The organism is Tianweitania aestuarii, assembly GCF_018457165.1.
GTDB classification, from domain to species: domain Bacteria; phylum Pseudomonadota; class Alphaproteobacteria; order Rhizobiales; family Rhizobiaceae; genus Tianweitania; species Tianweitania aestuarii.
The window spans coordinates 939,499-960,652 of record NZ_JAFMNX010000001.1; the positions used below are offsets into that span (position 1 = coordinate 939,499).

At 61.6% G+C, this 21,154-nt stretch carries 24 protein-coding genes; 14 read left to right on the forward strand and 10 right to left on the reverse strand.

Annotated elements, in window-relative coordinates; all coding sequences use genetic code 11:
* Positions 1 to 106 precede the first annotated feature (106 nt).
* From lepB to recO, 4 genes are read left to right on the forward strand one after another with little or no spacing between them, the layout of a single operon-like run.
* Positions 107 to 856: a signal peptidase I gene (gene lepB, locus JYU29_RS04485; RefSeq protein WP_213983529.1), complete on the forward strand. Its 750-nt coding sequence runs from the start codon at positions 107 to 109 to the stop codon at positions 854 to 856.
* Positions 857 to 858: 2 nt separating this feature from the next.
* Positions 859 to 1,587, forward strand: a complete 729-nt coding sequence (gene rnc / locus JYU29_RS04490) for a ribonuclease III (protein WP_213983530.1) — start codon at positions 859 to 861, stop codon at positions 1,585 to 1,587.
* Entirely contained in the window at positions 1,574 to 2,518 is a 945-nt protein-coding gene (gene era / locus JYU29_RS04495) for a GTPase Era (protein ID WP_213983531.1), read from the forward strand. Before rnc ends, era begins: the two co-directional genes overlap by 14 nt.
* Before the next feature lie 18 nt (positions 2,519 to 2,536).
* Positions 2,537 to 3,292 carry a DNA repair protein RecO gene (gene recO, locus JYU29_RS04500; RefSeq protein WP_213983532.1) on the forward strand — a complete coding sequence of 252 codons (756 nt, stop codon included), beginning with the start codon at positions 2,537 to 2,539 and terminating at the stop codon, positions 3,290 to 3,292.
* On the opposite strand, the gene JYU29_RS04505 is transcribed toward recO, so the two are convergent.
* The 4 genes from JYU29_RS04505 to ygfZ form a co-directional block, all read right to left on the reverse strand.
* Positions 3,293 to 4,537, reverse strand: a complete 1,245-nt coding sequence (locus JYU29_RS04505) for an MFS transporter (protein WP_213983533.1) — start codon at positions 4,535 to 4,537, stop codon at positions 3,293 to 3,295. It lies immediately after the preceding gene.
* Positions 4,538 to 4,663: 126 nt separating this feature from the next.
* The gene (locus tag JYU29_RS04510; protein WP_213983534.1) at positions 4,664 to 5,551 is read right to left on the reverse strand and encodes a mechanosensitive ion channel family protein; all 888 of its coding nucleotides are present in this window, start codon (positions 5,549 to 5,551) and stop codon (positions 4,664 to 4,666) included.
* Between the two features lie 53 nt (positions 5,552 to 5,604).
* Complete coding sequence (locus tag JYU29_RS04515; protein ID WP_213983535.1) at positions 5,605 to 6,231, reverse strand: YfbR-like 5'-deoxynucleotidase; 627 nt, start codon at positions 6,229 to 6,231, stop codon at positions 5,605 to 5,607.
* The gene (gene ygfZ / locus JYU29_RS04520; RefSeq protein WP_213983536.1) at positions 6,231 to 7,082 is read right to left on the reverse strand and encodes a CAF17-like 4Fe-4S cluster assembly/insertion protein YgfZ; all 852 of its coding nucleotides are present in this window, start codon (positions 7,080 to 7,082) and stop codon (positions 6,231 to 6,233) included. Before ygfZ ends, JYU29_RS04515 begins: the two co-directional genes overlap by 1 nt.
* A 63-nt stretch (positions 7,083 to 7,145) precedes the next feature.
* On the opposite strand from ygfZ, the gene JYU29_RS04525 reads away from it, so the two are divergent.
* A complete protein-coding gene (locus tag JYU29_RS04525; RefSeq protein WP_213983537.1) occupies positions 7,146 to 8,477 on the forward strand; it encodes a dihydroorotase in 1,332 nt (443 codons plus the stop codon).
* A gap of 24 nt (positions 8,478 to 8,501) precedes the next feature.
* Here JYU29_RS04525 and JYU29_RS04530 read toward each other — a convergent pair whose 3' ends face one another.
* The 4 genes from JYU29_RS04530 to JYU29_RS04545 all read right to left on the reverse strand — a co-directional run bounded on the left by JYU29_RS04530 (position 8,502) and on the right by JYU29_RS04545 (position 10,561).
* Positions 8,502 to 9,281: an alanine and proline-rich secreted protein Apa gene (locus JYU29_RS04530; RefSeq protein WP_250157179.1), complete on the reverse strand. Its 780-nt coding sequence runs from the start codon at positions 9,279 to 9,281 to the stop codon at positions 8,502 to 8,504.
* Between the two features lie 74 nt (positions 9,282 to 9,355).
* The gene (locus JYU29_RS04535; RefSeq protein WP_213984264.1) at positions 9,356 to 9,613 is read right to left on the reverse strand and encodes a hypothetical protein; all 258 of its coding nucleotides are present in this window, start codon (positions 9,611 to 9,613) and stop codon (positions 9,356 to 9,358) included.
* A 142-nt stretch (positions 9,614 to 9,755) separates the two neighbouring features.
* The gene (locus JYU29_RS04540; RefSeq protein WP_213983538.1) at positions 9,756 to 10,127 is read right to left on the reverse strand and encodes a TIGR02301 family protein; all 372 of its coding nucleotides are present in this window, start codon (positions 10,125 to 10,127) and stop codon (positions 9,756 to 9,758) included.
* The gene (locus tag JYU29_RS04545; protein WP_213983539.1) at positions 10,124 to 10,561 is read right to left on the reverse strand and encodes an NUDIX domain-containing protein; all 438 of its coding nucleotides are present in this window, start codon (positions 10,559 to 10,561) and stop codon (positions 10,124 to 10,126) included. Before JYU29_RS04545 ends, JYU29_RS04540 begins: the two co-directional genes overlap by 4 nt.
* Before the next feature lie 84 nt (positions 10,562 to 10,645).
* Between JYU29_RS04545 and JYU29_RS04550 the strand changes: the two genes are divergently transcribed.
* The gene (locus JYU29_RS04550) at positions 10,646 to 11,404 is read left to right on the forward strand and encodes an SOS response-associated peptidase (RefSeq protein ID WP_213983540.1); all 759 of its coding nucleotides are present in this window, start codon (positions 10,646 to 10,648) and stop codon (positions 11,402 to 11,404) included.
* 3 nt (positions 11,405 to 11,407) lie between these two features.
* Here the strand turns inward: JYU29_RS04550 and JYU29_RS04555 are convergent, their stop codons facing one another.
* Positions 11,408 to 11,584 carry a transcriptional regulator gene (locus JYU29_RS04555; protein ID WP_213983541.1) on the reverse strand — a complete coding sequence of 59 codons (177 nt, stop codon included), beginning with the start codon at positions 11,582 to 11,584 and terminating at the stop codon, positions 11,408 to 11,410.
* A 400-nt stretch (positions 11,585 to 11,984) separates the two neighbouring features.
* Here JYU29_RS04555 and cysS point away from each other — a divergent pair, with 400 nt between their 5' ends.
* The 6 genes from cysS to rarD (JYU29_RS04585) all read left to right on the forward strand — a co-directional run bounded on the left by cysS (position 11,985) and on the right by rarD (JYU29_RS04585) (position 18,531).
* A complete protein-coding gene (cysS, locus tag JYU29_RS04560) occupies positions 11,985 to 13,406 on the forward strand; it encodes a cysteine--tRNA ligase (protein ID WP_213983542.1) in 1,422 nt (473 codons plus the stop codon).
* Complete coding sequence (locus tag JYU29_RS04565) at positions 13,403 to 13,894, forward strand: GFA family protein (protein WP_213983543.1); 492 nt, start codon at positions 13,403 to 13,405, stop codon at positions 13,892 to 13,894. The genes cysS and JYU29_RS04565 overlap by 4 nt, the downstream gene beginning before the upstream one ends.
* Positions 13,891 to 14,856 carry a prolyl aminopeptidase gene (gene pip / locus JYU29_RS04570; protein WP_213983544.1) on the forward strand — a complete coding sequence of 322 codons (966 nt, stop codon included), beginning with the start codon at positions 13,891 to 13,893 and terminating at the stop codon, positions 14,854 to 14,856. The genes JYU29_RS04565 and pip overlap by 4 nt, the downstream gene beginning before the upstream one ends.
* Before the next feature lie 115 nt (positions 14,857 to 14,971).
* Positions 14,972 to 16,591: a citramalate synthase gene (gene cimA / locus JYU29_RS04575; RefSeq protein WP_213983545.1), complete on the forward strand. Its 1,620-nt coding sequence runs from the start codon at positions 14,972 to 14,974 to the stop codon at positions 16,589 to 16,591.
* Between the two features lie 75 nt (positions 16,592 to 16,666).
* Complete coding sequence (rarD, locus tag JYU29_RS04580; RefSeq protein WP_213983546.1) at positions 16,667 to 17,614, forward strand: EamA family transporter RarD; 948 nt, start codon at positions 16,667 to 16,669, stop codon at positions 17,612 to 17,614.
* A gap of 8 nt (positions 17,615 to 17,622) precedes the next feature.
* A complete protein-coding gene (gene rarD, locus JYU29_RS04585; RefSeq protein ID WP_213983547.1) occupies positions 17,623 to 18,531 on the forward strand; it encodes an EamA family transporter RarD in 909 nt (302 codons plus the stop codon).
* 21 nt (positions 18,532 to 18,552) lie between these two features.
* Here rarD (JYU29_RS04585) and JYU29_RS04590 read toward each other — a convergent pair whose 3' ends face one another.
* The gene (locus JYU29_RS04590) at positions 18,553 to 19,155 is read right to left on the reverse strand and encodes an LOG family protein (RefSeq protein WP_213983548.1); all 603 of its coding nucleotides are present in this window, start codon (positions 19,153 to 19,155) and stop codon (positions 18,553 to 18,555) included.
* A 119-nt stretch (positions 19,156 to 19,274) separates the two neighbouring features.
* Between JYU29_RS04590 and JYU29_RS04595 the strand changes: the two genes are divergently transcribed.
* The gene (locus tag JYU29_RS04595; protein WP_213983549.1) at positions 19,275 to 20,741 is read left to right on the forward strand and encodes an Ig-like domain-containing protein; all 1,467 of its coding nucleotides are present in this window, start codon (positions 19,275 to 19,277) and stop codon (positions 20,739 to 20,741) included.
* A 73-nt stretch (positions 20,742 to 20,814) separates the two neighbouring features.
* On the forward strand, positions 20,815 to 21,150 hold the full coding sequence (locus JYU29_RS04600; RefSeq protein ID WP_213983550.1) for an ArsR/SmtB family transcription factor: 336 nt from the start codon (positions 20,815 to 20,817) through the stop codon (positions 21,148 to 21,150).
* The last annotated feature ends 4 nt before the right edge of the window (positions 21,151 to 21,154 follow it).

Consider the following 21,154-nt stretch of genomic DNA (forward strand, 5'->3'; position numbering starts at 1 on the left):
TCGTTAACGCCGCTTTGCCGCCTGCATTGCCCGCGAACACTCTAGCGGATAAGAGATGGCAGAATGACCTGCGGCGCTCCTCCTCGAGCGCCGGACCGGAGACGGATTGAGCGTGGCAGACAAGACTGACAAGAAAAGCGGCGGCTTTGGCGAAACGATCAACGTAATCGCCCAGGCACTGATCCTCGCTCTCATTATCCGGACGTTGTTTTTCCAGCCCTTTTCGATCCCCTCGGGCTCCATGCGGCCGACGCTTCTGGAGGGCGATTATCTCTTCGTGACGAAGTGGGCTTACGGCTATTCCAAGCACTCGCTACCCTTCAGCCCCGATCTGTTCGAGGGCCGAATCTGGGGCTCGCAGCCGGAACGCGGCGATGTCGTCGTCTTCAAATATCCACCCAATCCGTCGCTGGATTACATCAAGCGTGTGATTGGCCTGCCAGGCGATCGCATCCAGGTTCGTCGCGGCGTGCTGTATATCAATGACGAGGCCGTGCCGCGCGAGCTGGTGGGCCAGATCGACAATCCCGACATCACCGAAGAAAATCGACCAGTCGACGTTTACCGCGAGACACTGCCGAACGGTGTGTCCTACAACACGCTCGATCTGTCGCCGAACGCCGTTGGCGATGACACGCGCGAGTTCGTGGTGCCGTCGGCCCACTACTTCATGATGGGCGACAATCGCGACAACTCCACCGATAGCCGCTTCACGGTCGGCTATGTGCCGGAAGAAAATCTTGTTGGCCGCGCCAACATCATCTTCTTCTCGATAGCCGATGGCGCCAGCCCGCTGGAAATCTGGAAGTGGCCGAGCGATCTGCGCGCTTCACGCCTCCTCAACTTTGTTCGCTAAACATGGCGCGTCGAAAGCAAGCGGAGCCATCGAGCAGGGAACTGGAAGAACGGATCGGCTACACGTTCAACGATCCGGCGAGGCTGGACGGAGCCTTGACGCATGCCAGCGCCCGACCAGCCGGTGGTACGGATTACCAGCGGCTCGAGTTCCTCGGCGACCGTGTGCTTGGCCTCGTGGTGGCCGACTGGCTTTATCAGGATTATCCGACATCAAATGAAGGCGAGATGTCGGTGCGCCTCAACGCACTGGTCAACGCCGAAACCCTTGCTGCGATCGCCGAGGACATCGGTTTGTCCGACTGGATCAAGGCCGGCCGAGAGATCAGGGGGGTGGGCGGTCGCAAGCGCGTCAACATGCGCTCCGACGTCATGGAAGCGCTGATCGCGGCGATCTACCTGGATGGTGGCTTCGAGCCGGCGCGGACCTTTATCCGTACCTTCTGGAAAGAGCATGCAACGAAGGCGCAATCAGCGCGCCGCGATGCGAAAACGGAATTGCAGGAATGGGCGCATCAGACATGCGCCGTGACACCGAGCTATAGCGTTGCGAACCGGACAGGACCGGATCATGATCCCACTTTCGTGGTGAAGGTGCTCATTCAAGGTGTCGCAGAAGAACAAGGAACCGGCCGCTCCAAGCGTGAAGCGGAACAGGCGGCCGCCCGCGCTGTTCTGATCCGTGAAGGTGTCTGGTCGGACGACAAGGAAACACCAGATGAACGAAACTGAAGATATGGCCGGCGGCTCCGCTGAGACCGCGACGACGCCCGATACGCGCTCCGGTTTCGTGGCGCTGATCGGTGCGCCGAATGCCGGCAAGTCGACGCTGCTCAACCAGCTCGTCGGCTCCAAGGTGTCGATCGTCACCCACAAGGTGCAAACGACGCGTGCCATGGTGCGCGGTGTGGTCACGCAGGACAAGGCACAAATCGTGTTCGTGGACACGCCGGGCATCTTCCGCCCGCGCCGTCGTCTCGATACGGCGATGGTCACCACTGCCTGGCGGGGCGCCAAGGACGCCGATCTGATCGTGCTGCTGATCGATGCCGAACGCGGCATCCGCGGCGATGCACAGGCCATCTTGGAAAGCCTTGCCGACGTTCAGCAGCCAAAGATCCTGCTTCTGAACAAGGTCGACCGCGTTAATCCGGAAGCGCTTCTGAAGCTGACGTCGGAAGCCAACGAGAAGGTCGCCTTCACCCGCACCTTCATGATCTCGGCGCTGACGGGATCCGGCTGCAAGGATTTTCTGAACTATCTCGCCGAAACGCTGCCGGCGGGTCCATGGTATTATCCGGAAGACCAGATCTCGGACCTTCCGATGCGCCAGCTCGCCGCCGAAGTGACGCGCGAGAAGCTTTACCTGCGCCTGCATCAGGAACTGCCTTATTCCTCCACGATCGAAACGGAGAAGTGGGAGGAAAAGAAGGACGGCTCGGTGCGCATCGAGCAGGTCATCTATGTCGAGCGCGACAGCCAGAAGAAGATCGTCCTCGGCCACAAGGGCGAAACGATCCGCTCGATCGGCCAGGCTGCACGGCGCGAGATCGGCGAGATGCTGGAACAGCCCGTGCACCTCTTCCTGTTCGTGAAGGTTCGCGAGAACTGGGGCGACGATCCAGAGCGTTACCGCGAGATGGGGCTCGAGTTCCCCTCATAGGGAACTCACGTATTCGCCATGGAGTGGCGCGACGAAGGCATCATCCTCGCAACCCGCAAGCACGGCGAAACAAGCGTCATTCTTGAAGTCATGACGCGCGGCCGAGGTCGCCACCTCGGCATGGTCCGAGGCGGGCGCTCGCGAAAGATGCGGCCGTTCCTCCAGCCCGGCAATCGTGTCGATCTTTCATGGCGCGCACGGCTGGACGAGCAGCTTGGCACCTTCCAGGCGGAGCCGATCGAACAGAATGCAGCGCGCCTGCTGGAAAGTGCCACCGCCGTTCATGGTCTGCAAACGCTGGCTGCGCATCTGCGGCTCCTGCCGGAGCGCGACCCTCACATCCGTTTGTACGAGACGCTCGGGCTGATCATCGCGCATCTCGATGATGCGACGGTCGCCGGGGCGCTGGTTGCGCGCTTCGAGATCATGGTTCTGGACGAACTCGGCTTCGGTCTTGATCTCCTGCAATGTGCGGCGACCGGAACACGTGACAACCTGATCTATGTGTCGCCCAAGACCGGTCGCGCGGTTTCGGCAGAAGCCGGCGCGCCATGGGCCGACAAGCTTCTGCCGCTGCCGTCGTTTCTCAAGAGCGGGGCCGAGATCGGCGGCGACGGTGAGGCAATCAGCGCCGCCTTTCGCTTGAGCGGCTATTTCCTGGCACGTCACGTTTATGAGCCGCGTGGAATCAGTGCGCCGCAATCACGCGCGAGCTTTCTGGCTGCCTTGTTGAAGGCGCTGACCAGCCAATCGCCGGCTGCGCCTGCCGGCTGACTACTCGGCTGCGGACAGCGCTGCCGGCCGCTCCACGGGTTTCTCCTGTATCGGCAGATGCACCAGGGCTGCACACAGTCCGAGCACGACACCAAGCCACCAAACTGGATCATAGCTGCCGAAATGGTCGTAGAGGTAGCCGCCGAGCCATACGCCGAGAAACGAGCCGATCTGATGCGAGAAGAAGGCAATGCCGCCGAGCAGGCCGAGATGGCGCGTGCCGAACATGATCGCCACCAACCCATTCGTGGGCGGGACGGTCGATAGCCAGAGCAATCCCATCAGAACGGCAAAGACTATCACCGATGCAGGCGTTTGCGGCAGAAGCAGGAAAGCCGTCACCAGAACCGAACGGCCAAGATAGATCCAGGCCAGAAAGTGTGGCTTGGAATAGCGCTGTGCCAGGACGCCGGCGCTCAGCGAGCCGATAATGTTGAAGAAGCCGATCAGCGCCAGAGCCAGAACGGCGTAGCGCGAATCAATGCCGAGATCGGCGATATAGGCAGGAAAATGCGCGGTGATGAAAGCCACCTGGAAGCCGCACACGAAGAAGCCGGCAACCAGCAGGTTATAGGAGCGGTAGCCCAGCGCTTCTTTCAGCGCAGCACCCATCGTCTGCTCGTAAACCGCTTGCTGGGCCAATCCGCTCTTGGAGTTGCCGCGCAGGGGAATGGCGATAAGAGGCAGCACGAGCATCATGCCGGCCATGATCAACAGTGACTGATACCAGCCATAAGCATCGATCAAACCCTGGCTGAGTGGCGCAAACAGGAACATGCCGGCGGATCCCGCAGCCGTTCCGAGACCGAAGGCAAAGCTTCGGCGTTCCGGCGCCACGTTGCGTGCAAAGGCTGCCAGAACGATGCCGAAGGAACCGGATGCAACGCCCAGTCCAACGAGAACACCGCCACCCATATACAGCATGCCCGGGGATGTGGCGGTCGCCATCATGACGAGGCCGGCGCAATAGATGACGCCTGACAGGGCAAGAACGCGCCATGTACCGTAGCGATCGGCCAAAGCGCCGAAGATCGGCGTGCCAAAACCCCAGGCAAGGTTCTGCAGAGCCATAGCGAGGCTGAAAGTGGTGCGGTCCCAGCCTTTTTCTGCCAGCAGAGGCAATTGATAGAAGCCCATCGCCGACCGCGGGCCGAAGGTCACGGCTGCAACCAGACAGCCGCAAAGGATGATCAGCCAAGGCAGAGCGTCAGGACGCGACGAAGCAGGTGAAGGTGCCGTGGTCATCGAAGAAGGTGCTCCGCAGATATCGCGCGGACAGTACTTCGTGTCAGACCAGGATCAAATGAATTGCTGTTCGCCAGCCTTCAATTTGCTTCATCTATCACCAGACGTTTCAGCCGGGCACCAGCGTCAGTTGATGTCTGAGCCAGCTGCCGCCTCGCGCGGCGGGAGCCCGGCTTCGTAGAAGTGATGCACATCGCGCTGCGGGAAGGGGATCGACAGGCCGTGCGCTTCTAGCTCGGACTTGGCGCGGTTGGTCATGTCGGACTTGAGAACCTCATAATCTGAGCTCTGGGACCAGTAACGAAGCCCAAGGTTCACCGAATTGTCGGCGAGCTCGGTGACAAACACCATTGGAGCCGGATCATCGAAAACACGGGGTTCCTGCTTCATCATGTCCAGAAGCAAGGACCGGCCAAGCTCGACATTGTCGTTGTAACCGATGCCCACGGCGATGTCGGCACGGCGTGTGGTGTTGCGCGAAAAGTTCTTGATTGGTTTGCCCCAAAGCGAGCTGTTCGGCGCCATGACGTAGAGGCCGTCAAAGGTTCTGAGCTCGGTAGCGAACAAGCCGATCTCCTTGATCGTACCCGCGACATCGCCGGCATCGACATATTCGCCGACGCGGAACGGGCGCAGGAAGAGAAGCATGAGACCGGCGGCGATGTTTTGCAGGGTTCCTTGCAAAGCCAAGCCGATCGCCAGGCCAGCGGCGCCGAGCGCGGCAATGATGCTCGTCGTCTGGACGCCGAATTGGGAGAGAACCGTGATGCCGACCAGCACCAGGATCATGTAGCGCAGGGTCTTCGAGATGAAGCGCTTGATCGTCTCGTCGATATGCTTGAAGGCGCCGAGGCCAGAATAGGACCAACGCTCCGCAAGTCCTGCGATGATCCAGCCGATGATCAGGATCAGGATCGCACCCAGCGCGGAAAAGGCATAGGCGACGATTAGCGCGGTGAGCGTCTGCCAGACATCTCCGGCGGCAGCGATCAGATTTTCAGAGGAAGCTTCCATGACGTCTGGTCTCGTTCGTCTCAGGCGGCCACTTAGGGCTGCCGCACCGATCATCAACTGATCGCGGGTGCGGATTGGGTGGGGGTGCTGATCTCCGAGAAGCGTTGGAGAAAGGCTTGTTGAACGGCCAGCGCGGGCAAAGGCGTCAGGTCGAAGTGGTCAACGGATAGACCGCGCGGGCGGCCGAAGAACTCGGCGGCTTCCTTTTCACTGAAGCCGGCCAGCTGCGTTGCTTCGAAATATGCGGCGATCTGGTCGGCGCGTTTCAGAAGGGTTTTGATCGGCGCGGGAAGAAGGGGAGACAAGCCGAAACGCAGGTGAATGGCGGTTTGCAGGCGATGTTCAACGGCCTTGTAGTCCCCGCCGACCGCAGCCTTGAAGGGCGAAATCATGTCGCCGATGACATATTCTGGCGCGTCATGGAGAAGGGCAGCTAGGCGGATCGCGTCATGCGTTTCAGGCTGGAGTGCGGACACGATGCCTTCGACCAGCAGCGAATGCTGCGCGACGGAGAAGGCATGATCGCCTACGGTTTGGCCATTCCAGCGTGCAACACGGGCGAGTCCGTGCGCAATATCGCTGATCTCTATGTCGAGAGGTGACGGATCCAGCAGATCCAGGCGGCGCCCCGACAACATGCGCTGCCAAGCGCGCGGCTGCGACGCGACTCCCCTCGGCATCAGTCTTCCGACGAAGGCGATTGGGGAAAGTCGAACCTCGCCCAAGCCGGAATGGACAGCGTGATGCTGGTTTCGCCTGCGAGCACCGGAACATCGCGGTCGACGGCGTTTTTCACCTTGTCGATCCGTACCAACGCCAGACCACGGCCACCGGAGGAGGAACCCATTGTACCGATGGGGCGGCCATCTGCCGTGATGGGGGTGCCGGATGCGGGTAGGGACGCTTCGGAGTCCGCGATCAATACACGGCGGCGGGCGGTGCCGCGGTGCTGCATGCGGGAGACGACCTCCTGTCCGACGTAACAGCCCTTCTTGAAGCCGACGCCGCCGTTCTGGTCGAGCAGCACATCATGCGGGAAAGCGTCCGACAGCTCGTAGTCCGATCCGCTCTCGGCGACGCCATGGGCGACGCGATAGGCAGTCCAGTCCTCACGAGTGGCGGACGTCGTGCGGTCGGCATCATAGACGCGATGCACGGTGCCTTCGGGGAAGCGCCGATCGAGAACGGCTGAATCTTCGGGTGAAGAGGCGGACTCTTCATTCCATGAAACCTGCACAACACATTCATCTTGCAGGGCAATCTCGGCCCTGGCTCGCAGCCGATACATCATCAAGCGCCGCGCAAAATCAGCGGCGATGTCGCTCCTGCATTCGAGACAGAAGCCGCCATCCACACGCGAAATGAGGAAGTCGAACAGGATCTTGCCCTGCGGCGTCAGCAAGGCGCCGGGTCGCGCGTCGTCAGTTCCGACCGTTTGAAGGTCGAGCGTGAGGATATTCTGCAGGAAGTCCTCAGCCTCGGGGCCGGTGACGAGGATGCAGGTGCGGTCGGGAAGGGTGATGAGGGGCATGGTCTTTACTTGTCACAAGGCTGCCCATTACGTAAGCCCGGCCGACAACAGGGACAAGTTGCGATGACCGCGAGCTACGATCTGATCTTGGCAGGCGCCACGGTGGTGAACCATGATGGCGAGGCCGTCAGAGACATTGGCGTCAATGGCGGGCGCATTGCTTTCATCGGCGATCTCTCGCGTGCTGACGCCGGCGAACGGCTGGATTGCAAGGGTTTGCACATCCTGCCGGGCGTGGTCGACAGCCAGGTTCACTTTCGCGAGCCCGGTATGGAGTACAAGGAAGATCTCGAAACGGGATCGCGGGCAGCGGTTCTGGGCGGCGTTACGGCGGTTTTCGAGATGCCGAACACCAATCCGCTGACCACCAGCGAGGCCGCTCTTGCCGACAAGATCAAGCGCGCGACCAATCGCATGCACTGTGATTTCGCCTTCTGGGTTGGCGGGACGCGGGACGATGCGGGGGATGTGGCCGAGCTGGAAAGGCTGCCGGGAGCCGCGGGAATCAAGGTGTTCATGGGGTCTTCCACCGGCGATCTGCTGGTTGAAGACGACCAGGGCGTCTATGAAATCCTGAAGAATACGCGCCGCAGGTCAGCCTTCCATTCGGAGGACGAGTTCCGGTTGCGGGAGCGGTTGGGCGAGCGGGTGGAGGGCGATCCGGCCTCTCATCCGGTGTGGCGCGACGCGGTTGCAGCGCTTCAATGCACCGAACGGCTGGTGTCAATTGCCCGAAAGGCACGGGCAAAAATCCACGTTTTGCATATTTCAACGCGCGAAGAGATCCCATTCCTGGCACAAAACAAGGACGTTGCGACATGTGAAGCGACGCCGCATCACCTGACGCTGACGTCGGACGATTACGCCCGTCTCGGCACGCTGATCCAGATGAACCCTCCGGTCCGTGATGCCGAACATCGTGACGGGATCTGGCACGGGATCAGCCAGGGCATCGTCGATGTGCTCGGTTCCGATCACGCTCCGCACACGCTGGAAGAAAAGGCCAAGCCGTATCCGGCATCGCCTTCGGGTATGACGGGGGTGCAGACGCTGGTGCCGATCATGCTCGACCACGTCAATGCCGGTCGCCTGACGCTGCAGCGGTTCGTGGATCTTTCGAGCCACGGTCCGAATCGCATCTTCGGCATGTCGCGCAAGGGACGCATTGCGGTGGGCTATGACGCCGACTTCACGGTGGTCGACATGAAGCGCACGGAGACGATCACCCATGCGCAGGCCGGATCGAAGGCGGGTTGGACGCCCTATGACGGCAAGCAGGTCACGGGCTGGCCGGTCGGCACCTTCGTGCGCGGAACGCGTGTGATGTGGGAAGGCGAGATCGTTACGCCATCAACCGGACAGCCGGTTCTGTTCCAGGACGCGCTCCCCGCCTGAGGGAGCGCTTTCGGGCGAGGGTCCTTATTCGCCGGCGACGAAGAAGGACCAGCGGCCCTCTGGCGTGATAGCGACGCGGTAGAAGATGTAGGCGCCAATGCTCTTCATCTCCTCGAAGTCGCCGGCCGTCACGATCCGGAAAAGTTCGACGCGCTGCGGCGGCGTCAGCTTGTCCAGCGGCAGAGCGAAGAAGTAGGGCCAGACATAGAGCTCTTCGGGCGTTCCGGCATCCAGATGGACATATCCGGCTTCCAGGATCTCTTCGAGGATCGCGAGGATCTCCTGACCCTGATCGTCACCGGCAAGCTGGCGGATGAAGTCGATCGGATCCCCATCGATTTCGCCGAGCGTCAGCTGCGTTTGCGAATCACCGGTGCCGATCAACGGTCGCAGCTTTTCCAGATCGCCGCTCTTGCAGGCTTCAACGATCAGCTGATGCATGCGCTTCACCGGCTCGGGCAGGCGCTGCAGATCATAAAGGATTTCCGGCGGCGGGCTGTCGGGATCGGCGCGGGGGTGAGCGGCGGATGGCGAGATCTGCGGCTCGTCGTCACCAAGCTCGGGTGTGCCTTGTTCCGGCTGCGTATCCGGCGCGATGGTGTCGCCCTCGTCGGCATTCGGCAGAGGCAGGGGTGCGCGCTGGATGGAGGGCGATTCGGCTGCGGGCTCCTCCAAAGGAGCGGCGTTAGGCAATTCGCTCAGCGCAAAGGCCGGAACGCTGACGCAAACCAGGGCAGTCGATGACAGAAGGGCACCGCCGAAGACGAGCCCCAGCGTTGGGAGCAAGCGTTGTGCACGCATCATCAGGTTCCTTCCATGCGAATCGATTCCAGCCTTATGGGCAGGCGGATAGAACGCTGTCGGGACTTAATTGAGGACTAATGGCGGGACTGGTTGGCGTTGAACTCGCCGGCTTCGACACGCTCGCGCATGCGCTCCAGAAGGGCGAGCGCGGCACCATCGCCGGATACGCGCAGCAGTTCCTCGAGCGCGGTCGCCAAGGCGGTTTCGGCCATGATTTCCGGCTCGATGCCAGCAGAAATGCCGTCTGCCCAAGCCTCGCTATGGCTTTCAACAGCAGTGAGCCGCTTTTCCTCACGGATCATGGCGTCGATATCGCTACGGCCTGGTTCCATGGCTGCCAATCTTCCCGTCTGCATGTGTGTCTCCCGGGTGCAACACCGGGCGAACTTGATGCTTTCTTTTAATGTCCCATTAAAGTTTAGCACAGTCCGCCGAGTCGTCATCTGGCGAGATGGTTAAAAAGTAAACTGTGTCTTAATTGCCGAAACGTGCGGCAGTCTGACTTGCGAGTTCCTGCCCTTCATTGCGATAGCGCTGGAGAGCGGTCTTCGCGGAAGCGGTGCAGGTCGTGTAAACGCTGGCGAACGAGCGGTAGCCGCGATTGAAGCTGGCGATAAACCGCGCCTTGCGGGCTTCGTCCTGGGCTTCGGCGGCAACCAGCTTTTCCATCAAGCCGCGCCATTGCGGACCGTCTTGCTTGCACAGCGTGTCGAGGTAATGCAGCGAGCCCAGAACTTCCGACAAGCGCAACAAGGACGGCTCGAACGGTGCTTCGGCCGCGCGGACCGGTGAGGCGGCGCCAAGCGTTGCGGCAAGCAGAAGAACGGGAAGGGTGCTGCGGATCATCGCGGCGACCGTGACGTCTCAACGTGGTCGCTTGAAGGCGAGGCACGCAAAATCTCTTCGGCGATCTCGATGGTGGACGGCGTGACCTGCATGGTCGCCATGTCGTTCACGTCGAACCAGCCGGCATCGGCAGCATCATCGGCGGCGACCGCATTCGTGTTTCCGCAAACAACCGCGCTGAAGATGTGAAGGTCGAAGGAGCCCCATTCGCCCGATAGCGGGATCATGCGCAGGATGCGGTAATCTTGCGCCACCAGTCCTGTTTCTTCGGCAAGCTCGCGTCGCACGGCTTCGTCGAGCGTTTCGCCCGGTTCGACGCGCCCGCCGGGAAAGGCCCAGTAGTCCTTGCTCGGCGCACGCCCACGCTTCACGAGCAGGAAGTGGTTCTTGTCGCGCAAAGCGACGGACACTGCGGGAATCGGTGCATTCGCCATGGGAAGCGACTATCTAGGGATGGGAAATCAAGTCAAACGCGGCCGGCACTTCAAGCCAGATATACACGAGGAAAACCCGAGCGCATGTGCGGACGCTTTACACTGATCACGACGCCCGGCGCGGTCGAGGACGTCTTTTCCGTGATCGATCTCGATCCGTTTCCGGAGCGCTACAACATCGCGCCGACGCAACCCGTGCTTGTCGTCGTGTCAGCGCCGTCGCGTGAGCCCGGTTCCAATCTGCCCGACCGGCAGGCGGTTCTGGTGCGTTGGGGGCTGATTCCATCCTGGGCGAAGAACCCGGCCGACATGCCGCTGATGATCAACGCGCGGGCGGAAACGGTTGGCGAGAAGGCGGCGTTCAAGACGGCTCTGCGCCATCGCCGCGTGCTTGTGCCGACAACCGGCTTTTATGAATGGCGGCGCGAGGGCAAGACGAGGCAGCCCTTCTTTATCCGTCCCAAAGGCGGTGGGCTGATCGCGTTTGCCGGTTTGATGGAAAGCTTCAGCGAGCCGGGTGGCTCGGAGATCGATACGGCCGCGATCCTGACGACCTCAGCCAATACGGCGCTGGCCGATATTCATGACCGGATGCCGGTGGTGATCAGGCGAGAGGATTTCGCGCGCTGGCTCGATTGCCTCACGCAGGAGCCGCGCGATGTGGTGGACCTCCTGAGACCGGTTCAGCCGGACTTCTTTGAAGCGATCCCGGTATCGGATCGCGTCAACAAGGTCGCCAATCTCGGTCCGGACCTGATCGAGCGGGTCGAGGATCCAGTCGTGGCGCCGCAGCCAAAACCGAAAAAGAAGAACGAAGACCAGGATCAGCTTCGCCTGTTCTGAACCTCAGGCTGCCTGACGAGCGCGCTTTTGGGTGATGTCGCTCTCAGCCTGCGTCTGCTTCATCTTGGCTGCGAGGGCGCCGAGGATCGCGGCGGATCCGATCTGGCGATATTGGTCGCTGAGTTCGACGTCATGACGGATATGCGCTTGCGCGGCGGGAGCAGACTTGATTTGCGGCATCTTGATACCTCCAACGGATGATGGTCGTGGCACCGACCGATGCTGGCCGATTAGGACCAAAGCGTGTCGGGCGATTGGGTTCCGTCACTTCCTCCCGGTAACTCTTTGCTTCTATGTTTAATAAAGTCCTATGCGTTGCCGCCGGCTGATCTACTGAAATCGCTATGCATGATTGCTGTTGCGAAGGAGACACGCAGAGGGCGCGCATCATCTTGCTTTTCGCCGGGGCAGGCGGCATAAACCCGATCATGAAAACGGCTTTCGCATCCATCGGGATTTGCATTATCGGCTAGCGCTTCGCTGGTCCGGTCGTTTTCGCCTTCTTCCATCAAGACGAGACAAACGCCCCGGCCAGCAGGCAGGTCGGCGCTCGGCCGATTGCGAGGGGAAGGAACACGATATGGCTGACACGCAGCTCAGGCTCACCAACACGCTCACCCGCTCGAAGGACGTGTTCACGCCCATCGATGCGAACAATGTGCGCATGTATGTCTGCGGGCCGACCGTTTATGACTTTGCCCATATCGGCAATGCCCGGCCGGTGATCGTGTTCGACGTGTTGTATCGCCTGCTGCGCCACATCTACGGCGCGGAGCATGTCACTTATGTCAGAAACATCACGGATGTGGACGACAAGATCAACGCGCGTGCCCTGCGCGATTATCCCGACCTGCCGTTGAACGAGGCGATCCGCAAGGTCACCGAGAAAACCGCCGACCAGTTCGGCCAGGACGTTGCCGCACTCGGCTGCCTCGAGCCGAGCCATCAACCGCGGGCCACCGAGTTCGTGCTGCCGCGCGAGGACGGCAAGACAGACATGGTCACGCTGATTCAGTCTCTCATCGATCGCGGCCATGCCTATGCGATCAATGGCGAAATCCTTTTCGACACGGCGTCGATGCAGGACTACGGCAAGCTGTCGCGCCGTCCGCTCGACGAACAACAGGCCGGCGCGCGCATCGCGGTTGATGCACACAAAAAGAACCCCGGCGACTTCGTGTTGTGGAAGGCGTCATCGGCCGAAGAGCCCGGCTGGGATGCACATTTCACCGTGGATCAAACGCCGCTGGTGATCCGCGGTCGGCCGGGCTGGCACATCGAGTGCTCGGCCATGTCGTCAGCCTATCTCGGCGAGGTGTTCGATATTCATGGCGGCGGCCTCGACCTGATCTTCCCGCATCATGAAAACGAGATCGCCCAATCCTGCTGCGCCCATGGCCGCGATGTCATGGCCAATGTCTGGATGCATAACGGCTTCGTGCAGGTCGAAGGCCGCAAGATGTCGAAGTCCGAAGGCAACTTCGTGACGATCCACGATCTGCTGCATACGGAGAAGTTCGGGGGGCGGAAGTGGCCGGGCGAGGTGCTGCGGTTGGCGATGCTCAAGACCAACTATCGCGAGCCGATCGACTTCACGGTCGCGAAGCTGGAAGAAGCGTTGCGCGAAATCGAACGCTGGGAACGGCTGGCCAAGGATGCAGAGCCGGCGGATGCGCCGGACAGCGTCGTGCTTGAAGCCCTGGCTGACGACCTCAATCTCAACGAAGCCTTCGTGCGAGTCCATGCTCTGATCAATGACGGGCAGGCCGCAGCCGCACTCGCTTCGTTGCATCTGCTCGGCATCGATCCCGTGCGCAAGGATGAAGGCGATAGTGGAGATATTGCGGAGTTCGTCCAGCGCCGTCTCGCTCTTATCGCCGCCAAGAACTGGGCTGAAGCCGACACGATCCGCGACGAACTGCTCGCCAAGGGCATTCAGCTCAAGGACGGCAAGGATCCCGAAACGGGCGAGCGCATCACGACCTGGGAGGTCAAGCGATGAGCTCGGACGACAAGCCGGTTCATACCGGCGGCTGCCAGTGCGGCGCGATCCGCTTTCGTGTGGAAGGCGCGCTCGGTGATGCGTCCATCTGCCATTGCCGCATGTGCCAGAAGGCGTTCGGCGGCTTCTACGGGCCCTTAGTGAGCGTGAAGGATGGCACATTACGTTGGATGCGTGGCGCGCCGAAGCACTTCCAGTCGTCCAACCATGTTCAACGCGGCTTTTGCGGCGATTGCGGCACGCCGCTCACCTATGAAGCGGCTGACGGCTTGGCGCTTGCCATTGGTGCTTTCGACCATCCCGGAACGATTAAGCCGTCGGTCCAGTGGGGTATCGAAAACAAGCTGCCTTATGTCGACGCGCTGCATGAGCTGCCGGGATGCAGCACGGAAGATGATCTGGCAAGCGCTCCGTTCCTGACCGACATCCGCTCGTATCAGCATCCCGATCACGACACCAAACACTGGCCTGTGGAGCCGAAACAATGACCCAGCCCTTGAGCCAGTTGTATCCGGCCATCGAACCATATGCCTCCGGGCACCTCGAAGTCGGCGACGGGCACCGCATCTATTGGGAACGCTCCGGCACGCCGGGCGCGAAGCCTGCCGTGTTTCTGCATGGCGGTCCCGGCTCGACGCTGTCGCCGAGCCACCGCCGCTTGTTTGATCCCACGCTTTACGACGTGCTTCTGTTCGAACAGCGCGGTGCCGGGCGTTCGGAGCCGCATGCGTCGCTCGACAACAACACGACCTGGGATCTGGTGGCCGACATCGAAAAGCTGCGCGAGATGGTCGGCGTGGAGCAATGGCTGGTGTTCGGGGGCTCCTGGGGTTCGACCCTGGCGCTGTCTTATGCGCAAACGCATCCCGACCGCGTGAGCGCGCTGGTGCTGCGCGGCATCTATACGCTGACGAAGGCGGAGCTCAGCTGGTATTATCAGTTTGGCGTGTCCGAGATGTTCCCGGACAAGTGGGAACGCTTCATCGCGCCCATTCCCGAAGCCGAGCGCGGCGACCTGATGGCCGCCTATCGCAAGCGACTGGTGGGTGATGACCGCGCCGAGCAGATCGCGGCCGCCAAAGCCTGGAGCCTGTGGGAAGGCGAAACGATCACGCTACTGCCGGACGCAGCGCTCAGCGCACAGCACGACGGCGACGAGTTCGCGCTGGCTTTTGCGCGCATCGAGAACCACTACTTCACCCATGCCGGCTGGCTGGAAGAAGGCCAGCTGATCCGTGACGCGGGCAAGCTCGCGGGCATTCCGGGCGTCATCATCCATGGCCGCTACGACATGCCGTGCCCGCTGCGCTACGCCTGGGAACTGCACAAGGCGTGGCCGGGCTCGGAGCTCCATATCATCGAAGGTGCGGGGCACGCTTATTCGGAGCCGGGCATTCTCGATCAGCTGATCCGCGCAACTGATCGCTTCGCCGGCAAGTCCGGATCATGAGCCGGGAGCGCCTTTACATGTTTGACACGACGCTGTGCGGCCCGTTCGCCCGCAGGAGCGAAGCGTGCGAGGACGAACAAACAAGAGACTCCGTCGCGCGCAACGAGATGGGACGATGACCGGAAAAGAGCGCCTTTACCTGTTCGACACGACGCTGCGCGACGGCCAGCAAACGCCGGGCGTCGACTTTTCCGTGGACGACAAGATCGCGATCGCGGGCATGCTGGACGGGTTCGGTCTGGATTATGTCGAGGGTGGCTATCCCGGCGCCAATCCGACCGACACGGCGTTTTTCGAGAAGAAGCGCACCAAGCAAGCCAAGTTCGTCGCCTTCGGCATGACCAAGCGCGCAGGCGTTTCGGCCTCGAACGATCCGGGCCTCGCGGCGCTGACGCAGGCCGATGCCGATGCAATCTGCTTTGTGGCGAAGAGCTGGGACTATCATGTGCGCGTCGCGCTTGGCTGCACCAATGACGAGAACCTTGATGCCATCAAGGCCTCGGTCGAGGCAGCGATCGCGGCCGGCAAGGAAGCGCTGGTGGATTGCGAGCACTTCTTCGACGGCTTCAAGGCCAATCCCGATTACGCGCTGGCCTGCGCGAAAACCGCTCATGAGGCCGGAGCGCGCTGGATCGTTCTTTGCGACACCAATGGCGGCACGCTGCCTTCGGAAGTGCTGGATATCGTCGGCAAGGTGATCGAAGCGGGCGTGCCGGGCAATCATCTCGGCATCCACGCGCATGACGATACGGGGCAGGCGGTCGCAAACTCTCTGGCGGCCGTGGAAGCCGGTGCGCGGCAGATACAGGGCACGCTGAACGGCATCGGCGAGCGCTGCGGCAATGCCGATCTGATAAGCCTGATCCCGACTTTGATGCTGAAGCCGGCCTTTGCCGAGCGTTTCGAACTCGGCATCACTGAAGATGCGCTGGCCGGCATTTCGCGCCTGTCGCATTCCTTCGACGCGCTGCTCAACCGCGCACCCGACGAGCAGGCGCCTTATGTCGGCTCGTCAGCCTTTGCCACCAAGGCCGGTATTCACGCTTCCGCGCTCCTGAAAGAGCCGGAAACCTACGAGCATGTTCCGCCGGAAACGGTGGGCAACCGTCGCCGGGTCATGGTTTCGGATCAGGGTGGCAAGGCAAATTTCATTGCCGAGTTGAAGCGGCGCGGCATTGCTGTCGGGCGCGAGGATGCGCGCCTCGATACGCTGGTGGCGCTGGTAAAGGACCGCGAAGCGCAAGGCTATGCCTATGAGGGCGCGGATGCGAGCTTCGAGCTTCTGGCGCGCCAGAAACTCGGGCATGTCCCGGATTTCTTCGCCGTCACCAGCTTTCGCTGCATGGTTGAGCGGCGGTTCGACGCCAACGGCCAGTTGAAGAGCGTGTCGGAAGCCGTCGTGAAGGTGATGATCGACGGCGAAGAGAAGATGTCGGTCGCCGAAGGCAATGGTCCGGTGAATGCACTCGATATCGCCTTGCGCAAGGATCTCGGCAAGTTTCAGGACGAGATCGAGGGTCTGCAGCTGGTGGACTACAAGGTGCGCATCCTCAACGGCGGCACGGAAGCTGTGACGCGCGTTCTGATCGAATCGCAGGACAAGGATGGCGCTCGATGGCGCACGGTCGGCGTTTCCGACAACGTCATCGACGCATCCTTCCAGGCCTTGATGGATTCGATCACCTTCAAGCTGATGAAGAACCGGGATCTGGCGGGACTGGTCTCAGTTGAATGAGCCATAAACGGCAAGCGGCTGGGCCAGAGCTGCGCATCTGTGGCGTCGCTGCACGCTCCGGCGCATAGCGAAGCCATGACCAACGTCCCATCATCCCCGACGCCCGCACCAGCTGCTGAAACGCGCGGCTTCATCTATGCCGGTACGGCCTACCTCATCTGGGGTTGCCTGTTCCCGCTGTTGATGAAGCTCGTGGCGCATATTCCCGCGGCTGAAGTGATCGCGCATCGGGTGATCTGGTCCGTTCCCATTGCTGCTGGCGTGGTACTCTGGCTGGGGCGAACGGCCGATATCCGGGCTGCCCTTCGTTCGCCCAGAACCCTGCTGATGGCGACCGTTACGGCAGCGGCCGTGACCGTTAACTGGGGCGTTTATGTCTGGGCGATCTCCGTGAACCGCACCGTTGAAGCGGCGCTCGGCTATTACATCAACCCGTTGGTGACGATTGCCATCGGCGCGCTGATCATGGGCGAAAAGCTCGATAGGCTGCAACTCGGCGCCATTGCGCTGGCCGCGATCGGCGTGGCGTTGGTGACGATCGAGACCGGCGGCCTTCCCTGGATTTCGCTGCTTCTGGCCTTGTCCTTCGCGATCTATGGCTTCCTGCGCAAGACGCTGCCGATCGGCCCGAGCCAGGGCTTCTTTCTGGAAACGATGATCCTGCTGATTGCGGCGCTGCCTTACGTCATCTGGCTGGCTGTGACCGGCCAAGGGCACTTCGTGGCAGGCGGCGCGTCCGACACGCTGTGGCTGCTGGTCTGCGGCCCGGCAACGGCGATCCCGCTTCTGCTTTATGGCTTCGGGGCCAAGCTGCTGCGCATCACCACCATCGGCATCATGCAATATATCGTGCCGACCGGCTTGTTCCTGCTCGCCATCTTCGTGTTCGGCGAACCTTTTGGCTGGCACCGCGCGATCGCCTTTGCCTTCATTTGGGTTGCCCTGATCATCTACACGGCTTCGCTGTTGATGCGGCGCCGACCAACAACGGAGCTGCCTTTGACCCGGGCGGCAGGTTCGTAGACCGCGTGATGTCCGACCAGCCTGCTCCCGTTGCTGCGCGCGAAGCCTCCAGCCGAGGTTTTGCCCTGGCGATCGTCGCCTACCTCCTTTGGGGCTTCCTGCCGCTTTACATGAAGGCTGTCGGCCATATTCCGGCGGTCGAGGTCGTGGCGCATCGCGCGCTGTGGTCGCTGCCGATCGCGGCCTTGGCGCTGTTGTGGATCGGCCGAAGCAGTGACCTCCTTCTCGCACTGCGCACGCCGAGGATGCTTGGCATGGCCGTGGTGACGGCCGCCATCATCTCGGTCAACTGGGGCATCTATGTCTGGGCCATCGCTGCGGGGCGTACGGTGGAGGCCGCGCTCGGCTATTACATCAACCCGCTATTCTCGGTGTTTCTGGCGGCGATGTTCCTGGGCGAGCGGCTGACCCGGGCGCAGATCGTGGCGATCGCGTTGGCCGTGATCGCAGTTTCGATCCTGGCCTGGGAGCGGGGTGGTCTGCCCTGGGTATCGGTGGCGCTAGCGGTGAGTTGGGGCTTCTACGCGATGTTCAAGAGGGCACTGCCGATCGGACCCAACCAAGGCTTCTTCCTGGAAGTTCTGCTGATCAGCGTACCAGCAATGGCTTACCTGATCTGGCTCGGCTTGAGCGGGCAGTCGCATTTCTTCGGCGGGTCCGGCAACATCAATGCGTGGCTGCTGGCCGCATCCGGCCTCGTAACAGCGGTGCCGCTTTTGTTTTACGCCAACGGCGCAAAGCTGCTGAAGCTCTCGACGATCGGCATGATGCAGTACATCGCGCCGAGCCTCGTCTTCCTCATTGCAGTGTTCTGGTTCCGCGAGCCCTTTACCGTCACCACGCTGATCGCCTTCCTGTTTATTTGGGCGGCGCTGGTGGTATTTACGGCATCCGTCTTCCTGTCACGCCGGACCTGATGCCGGCACGAAGCCCGAGACTTACATCTTCTCGATAACGGCCTCGTCGCCTTCTTTCGCCCTGTCGCCGGCTGAAAGGATGGCTGGGATGATGTCTTCGATCGTATCCACGAAGATCGGGCGCACCTGATGCGCGCTGTGGATGAAGCCTTCGGCTGCCATATGGTCGATCAGCGTACGCATCGGCTCCCAGAAGCCGTCGATATTGGCAAAGATCATCGGCTTGCGGTGTTGCCCGAGCTGGCCCCAAGTCATGATCTCGATAATTTCCTCGACCGTGCCGATGCCGCCCGGCAGGGCAACGAAGGCGTCCGACTTCTCAAACATCATATGCTTGCGCACATGCATGGTATCGACGACGTGAAGCTCGTCGAGCCCGTTTGGCGCGCCATCCTTGGCTTCCTTCGACAGAAGAAAACTCGGAATGATGCCGGTGACCTTGCCGCCGGCTGCCACGGCCGCAGCCGAAACCGCGCCCATGATGCCGCGTGTGCCGCCGCCATAAACCAGCCGCAGCCCGGCTTTCGCCAGAGCGGTGCCAAGCGCCTGGCCGCTTTCAATGTAGATGGGAGAGCGGCCGGTCGAGGAGCCGCAATAAACGCAGACAGAATGAATCGAGGACATGCAATCGAAGTGCACCCGGCGCGTAGTTCACGTCAAGCCGGCGTCAAGGTTCAACGCTGCCTTTTTCTTGTGACGCCTGTGAAAACAGGCTAATGCCTTGAACATCATGGGGTTGTGAGATGGCTGTGACACCGGCACGCGTCGTTTTGTTCTTGATCGGGCTGTTCCTCGTGGGCGGCCTCATCGCCTATGGCACCGGTGCCTTCGACACCCAGCCGGATCAGCCGCAGACCGCGTCAGCGCCGATAGCGGCAGCACCTGCCTCGACGCCTGCTACCCCAGAGCCCGAGCGGGTTGCTCAGCCGCAAACGGAGGCTGCCATCCCATCCTCTGTCACTGGTGAGCCGGATGCTGCCACCGCGCAGCAGGAAGCGACAGCAAGTGTCGGCGAGCCTGCTGCGGACGCGGCGACGTCGACGCGCAGTGGTCGCGTGACCCCGAGCTTCGATATTCTGCGCGTGGAGTCCGATGGATCGACCGTGATCGCCGGTCGTGCCAAGCCGGGCGCCGATGTCGAGATCGTGTCGGACGACATGGTTCTCGGCCAAACCAAGGTCAGCCCGAACGGTGACTTCGCCATTGCGCTCGACACACCTTTGACAGCCGGCGACCACACGCTGGGATTGCGCGCCAAGGACGGCGGTGGATCGGCTTCGTCCACCGAAATGGCGATCGTGTCCGTGCCGAGCGACAAGAAGGGTCAGGTTCTGGCGATGGTTCAGGAACCCGGCCAGCCCAGCCGCTTGATCAGCCTGCCGCACGCCGATGACGCGAACAAGGCGGCTGCGTCGGCGAGCGAGACGGCTGCTGCGCCTTCGCAAGACGAGGAGGCTCCCGCTGCGACAACCGAGCCTGCTCCAAACAAGCAAACGGCTGCCGTGAACACCGATAAGCAGGCACCCGCCGCCGCGCCGCAAGCTGCTGAGACGAGCGCTGCGCCCACTGTGGAAGCCGTCGAGATTGAAGGCAGCATGATCTATGTCGCCGGCCGCAGTGCACCGGGCACCCGGTTGCGCGCTTATGCCAATGACGACTTCCTCGGTGAAGCCAAGGCGTCGCCCGACGGGCAGTTCCTGGTGGAAGCCAAGCGGGATCTGGCGGTCGGCAAATACACGATCCGCATCGATGCGATCGGCGCCGATGGCGCGACCGTGACACAGCGTGCCGCCGTTCCGTTCGAGCGCGAAGCCGGTGAAGCCGTGGCTGCGGTTGCGCCGAAGCAGGACGATGCGGGGGCGGATGCGAGCGCAACAGCGTCGGCTTCCACACAACCCCCAGCGGCATCGGCTGCGCCAACCGCGCCAGCGAATGAAAGTGCGGCCGCTTCCGTTGCAGCGACCGCGCCGGCTTTGCAGGCTGCGAAGGGAGCCGTCATCATCCGTCGTGGCGACTCGCTGTGGCGCATTTCGAAGCGCGCCTATGGGCGCGGCGTTCGGTATTCCACGATCTACCTCGCCAATCAGGATCAGATCCAGAACCCGGATCGCATCTGGCCGGGGCAGGTCTTTCATATGCCCGACAGCACCAAAGAAGGTGAAAAGGCGGATATGACGCAGCTCGGCGATCAGGCCACGACGCGGGACTAATCTGGCTTATCCAAGCCCAAGCCCAAGCCCAAGCCTTGTGTGTCGTGCATTCATCGTTTATCGACGATAAACGATGAACAGCAGTGTCTCGGATCAACATTGGGAACACGACGAGCGGATTGCAGCGGGGCTGTCGGCCCTTTCGCATCCCGCGCGTTTGCGCATCCTGCGTGAGCTTTCGCGAAAAGAGGCCTGTTGCTGCAAGGATGTTGTTGGTCGGCTGGACCTTGCCCAATCGACTGTGTCGCAACATCTAAAGGTTCTGGTGGATGCCGGTCTCGTGATGTCCTCACCCGATGGCCAGCGTTCGCGCTATAAACTGGATACTGCCGCGCTCAAGGGGCTGGCCGATAGCCTGTCCTGCCTTTCCGGCGCTTGCGCGGCGTCTTTGAACGAACTCTGCGGATAATTCT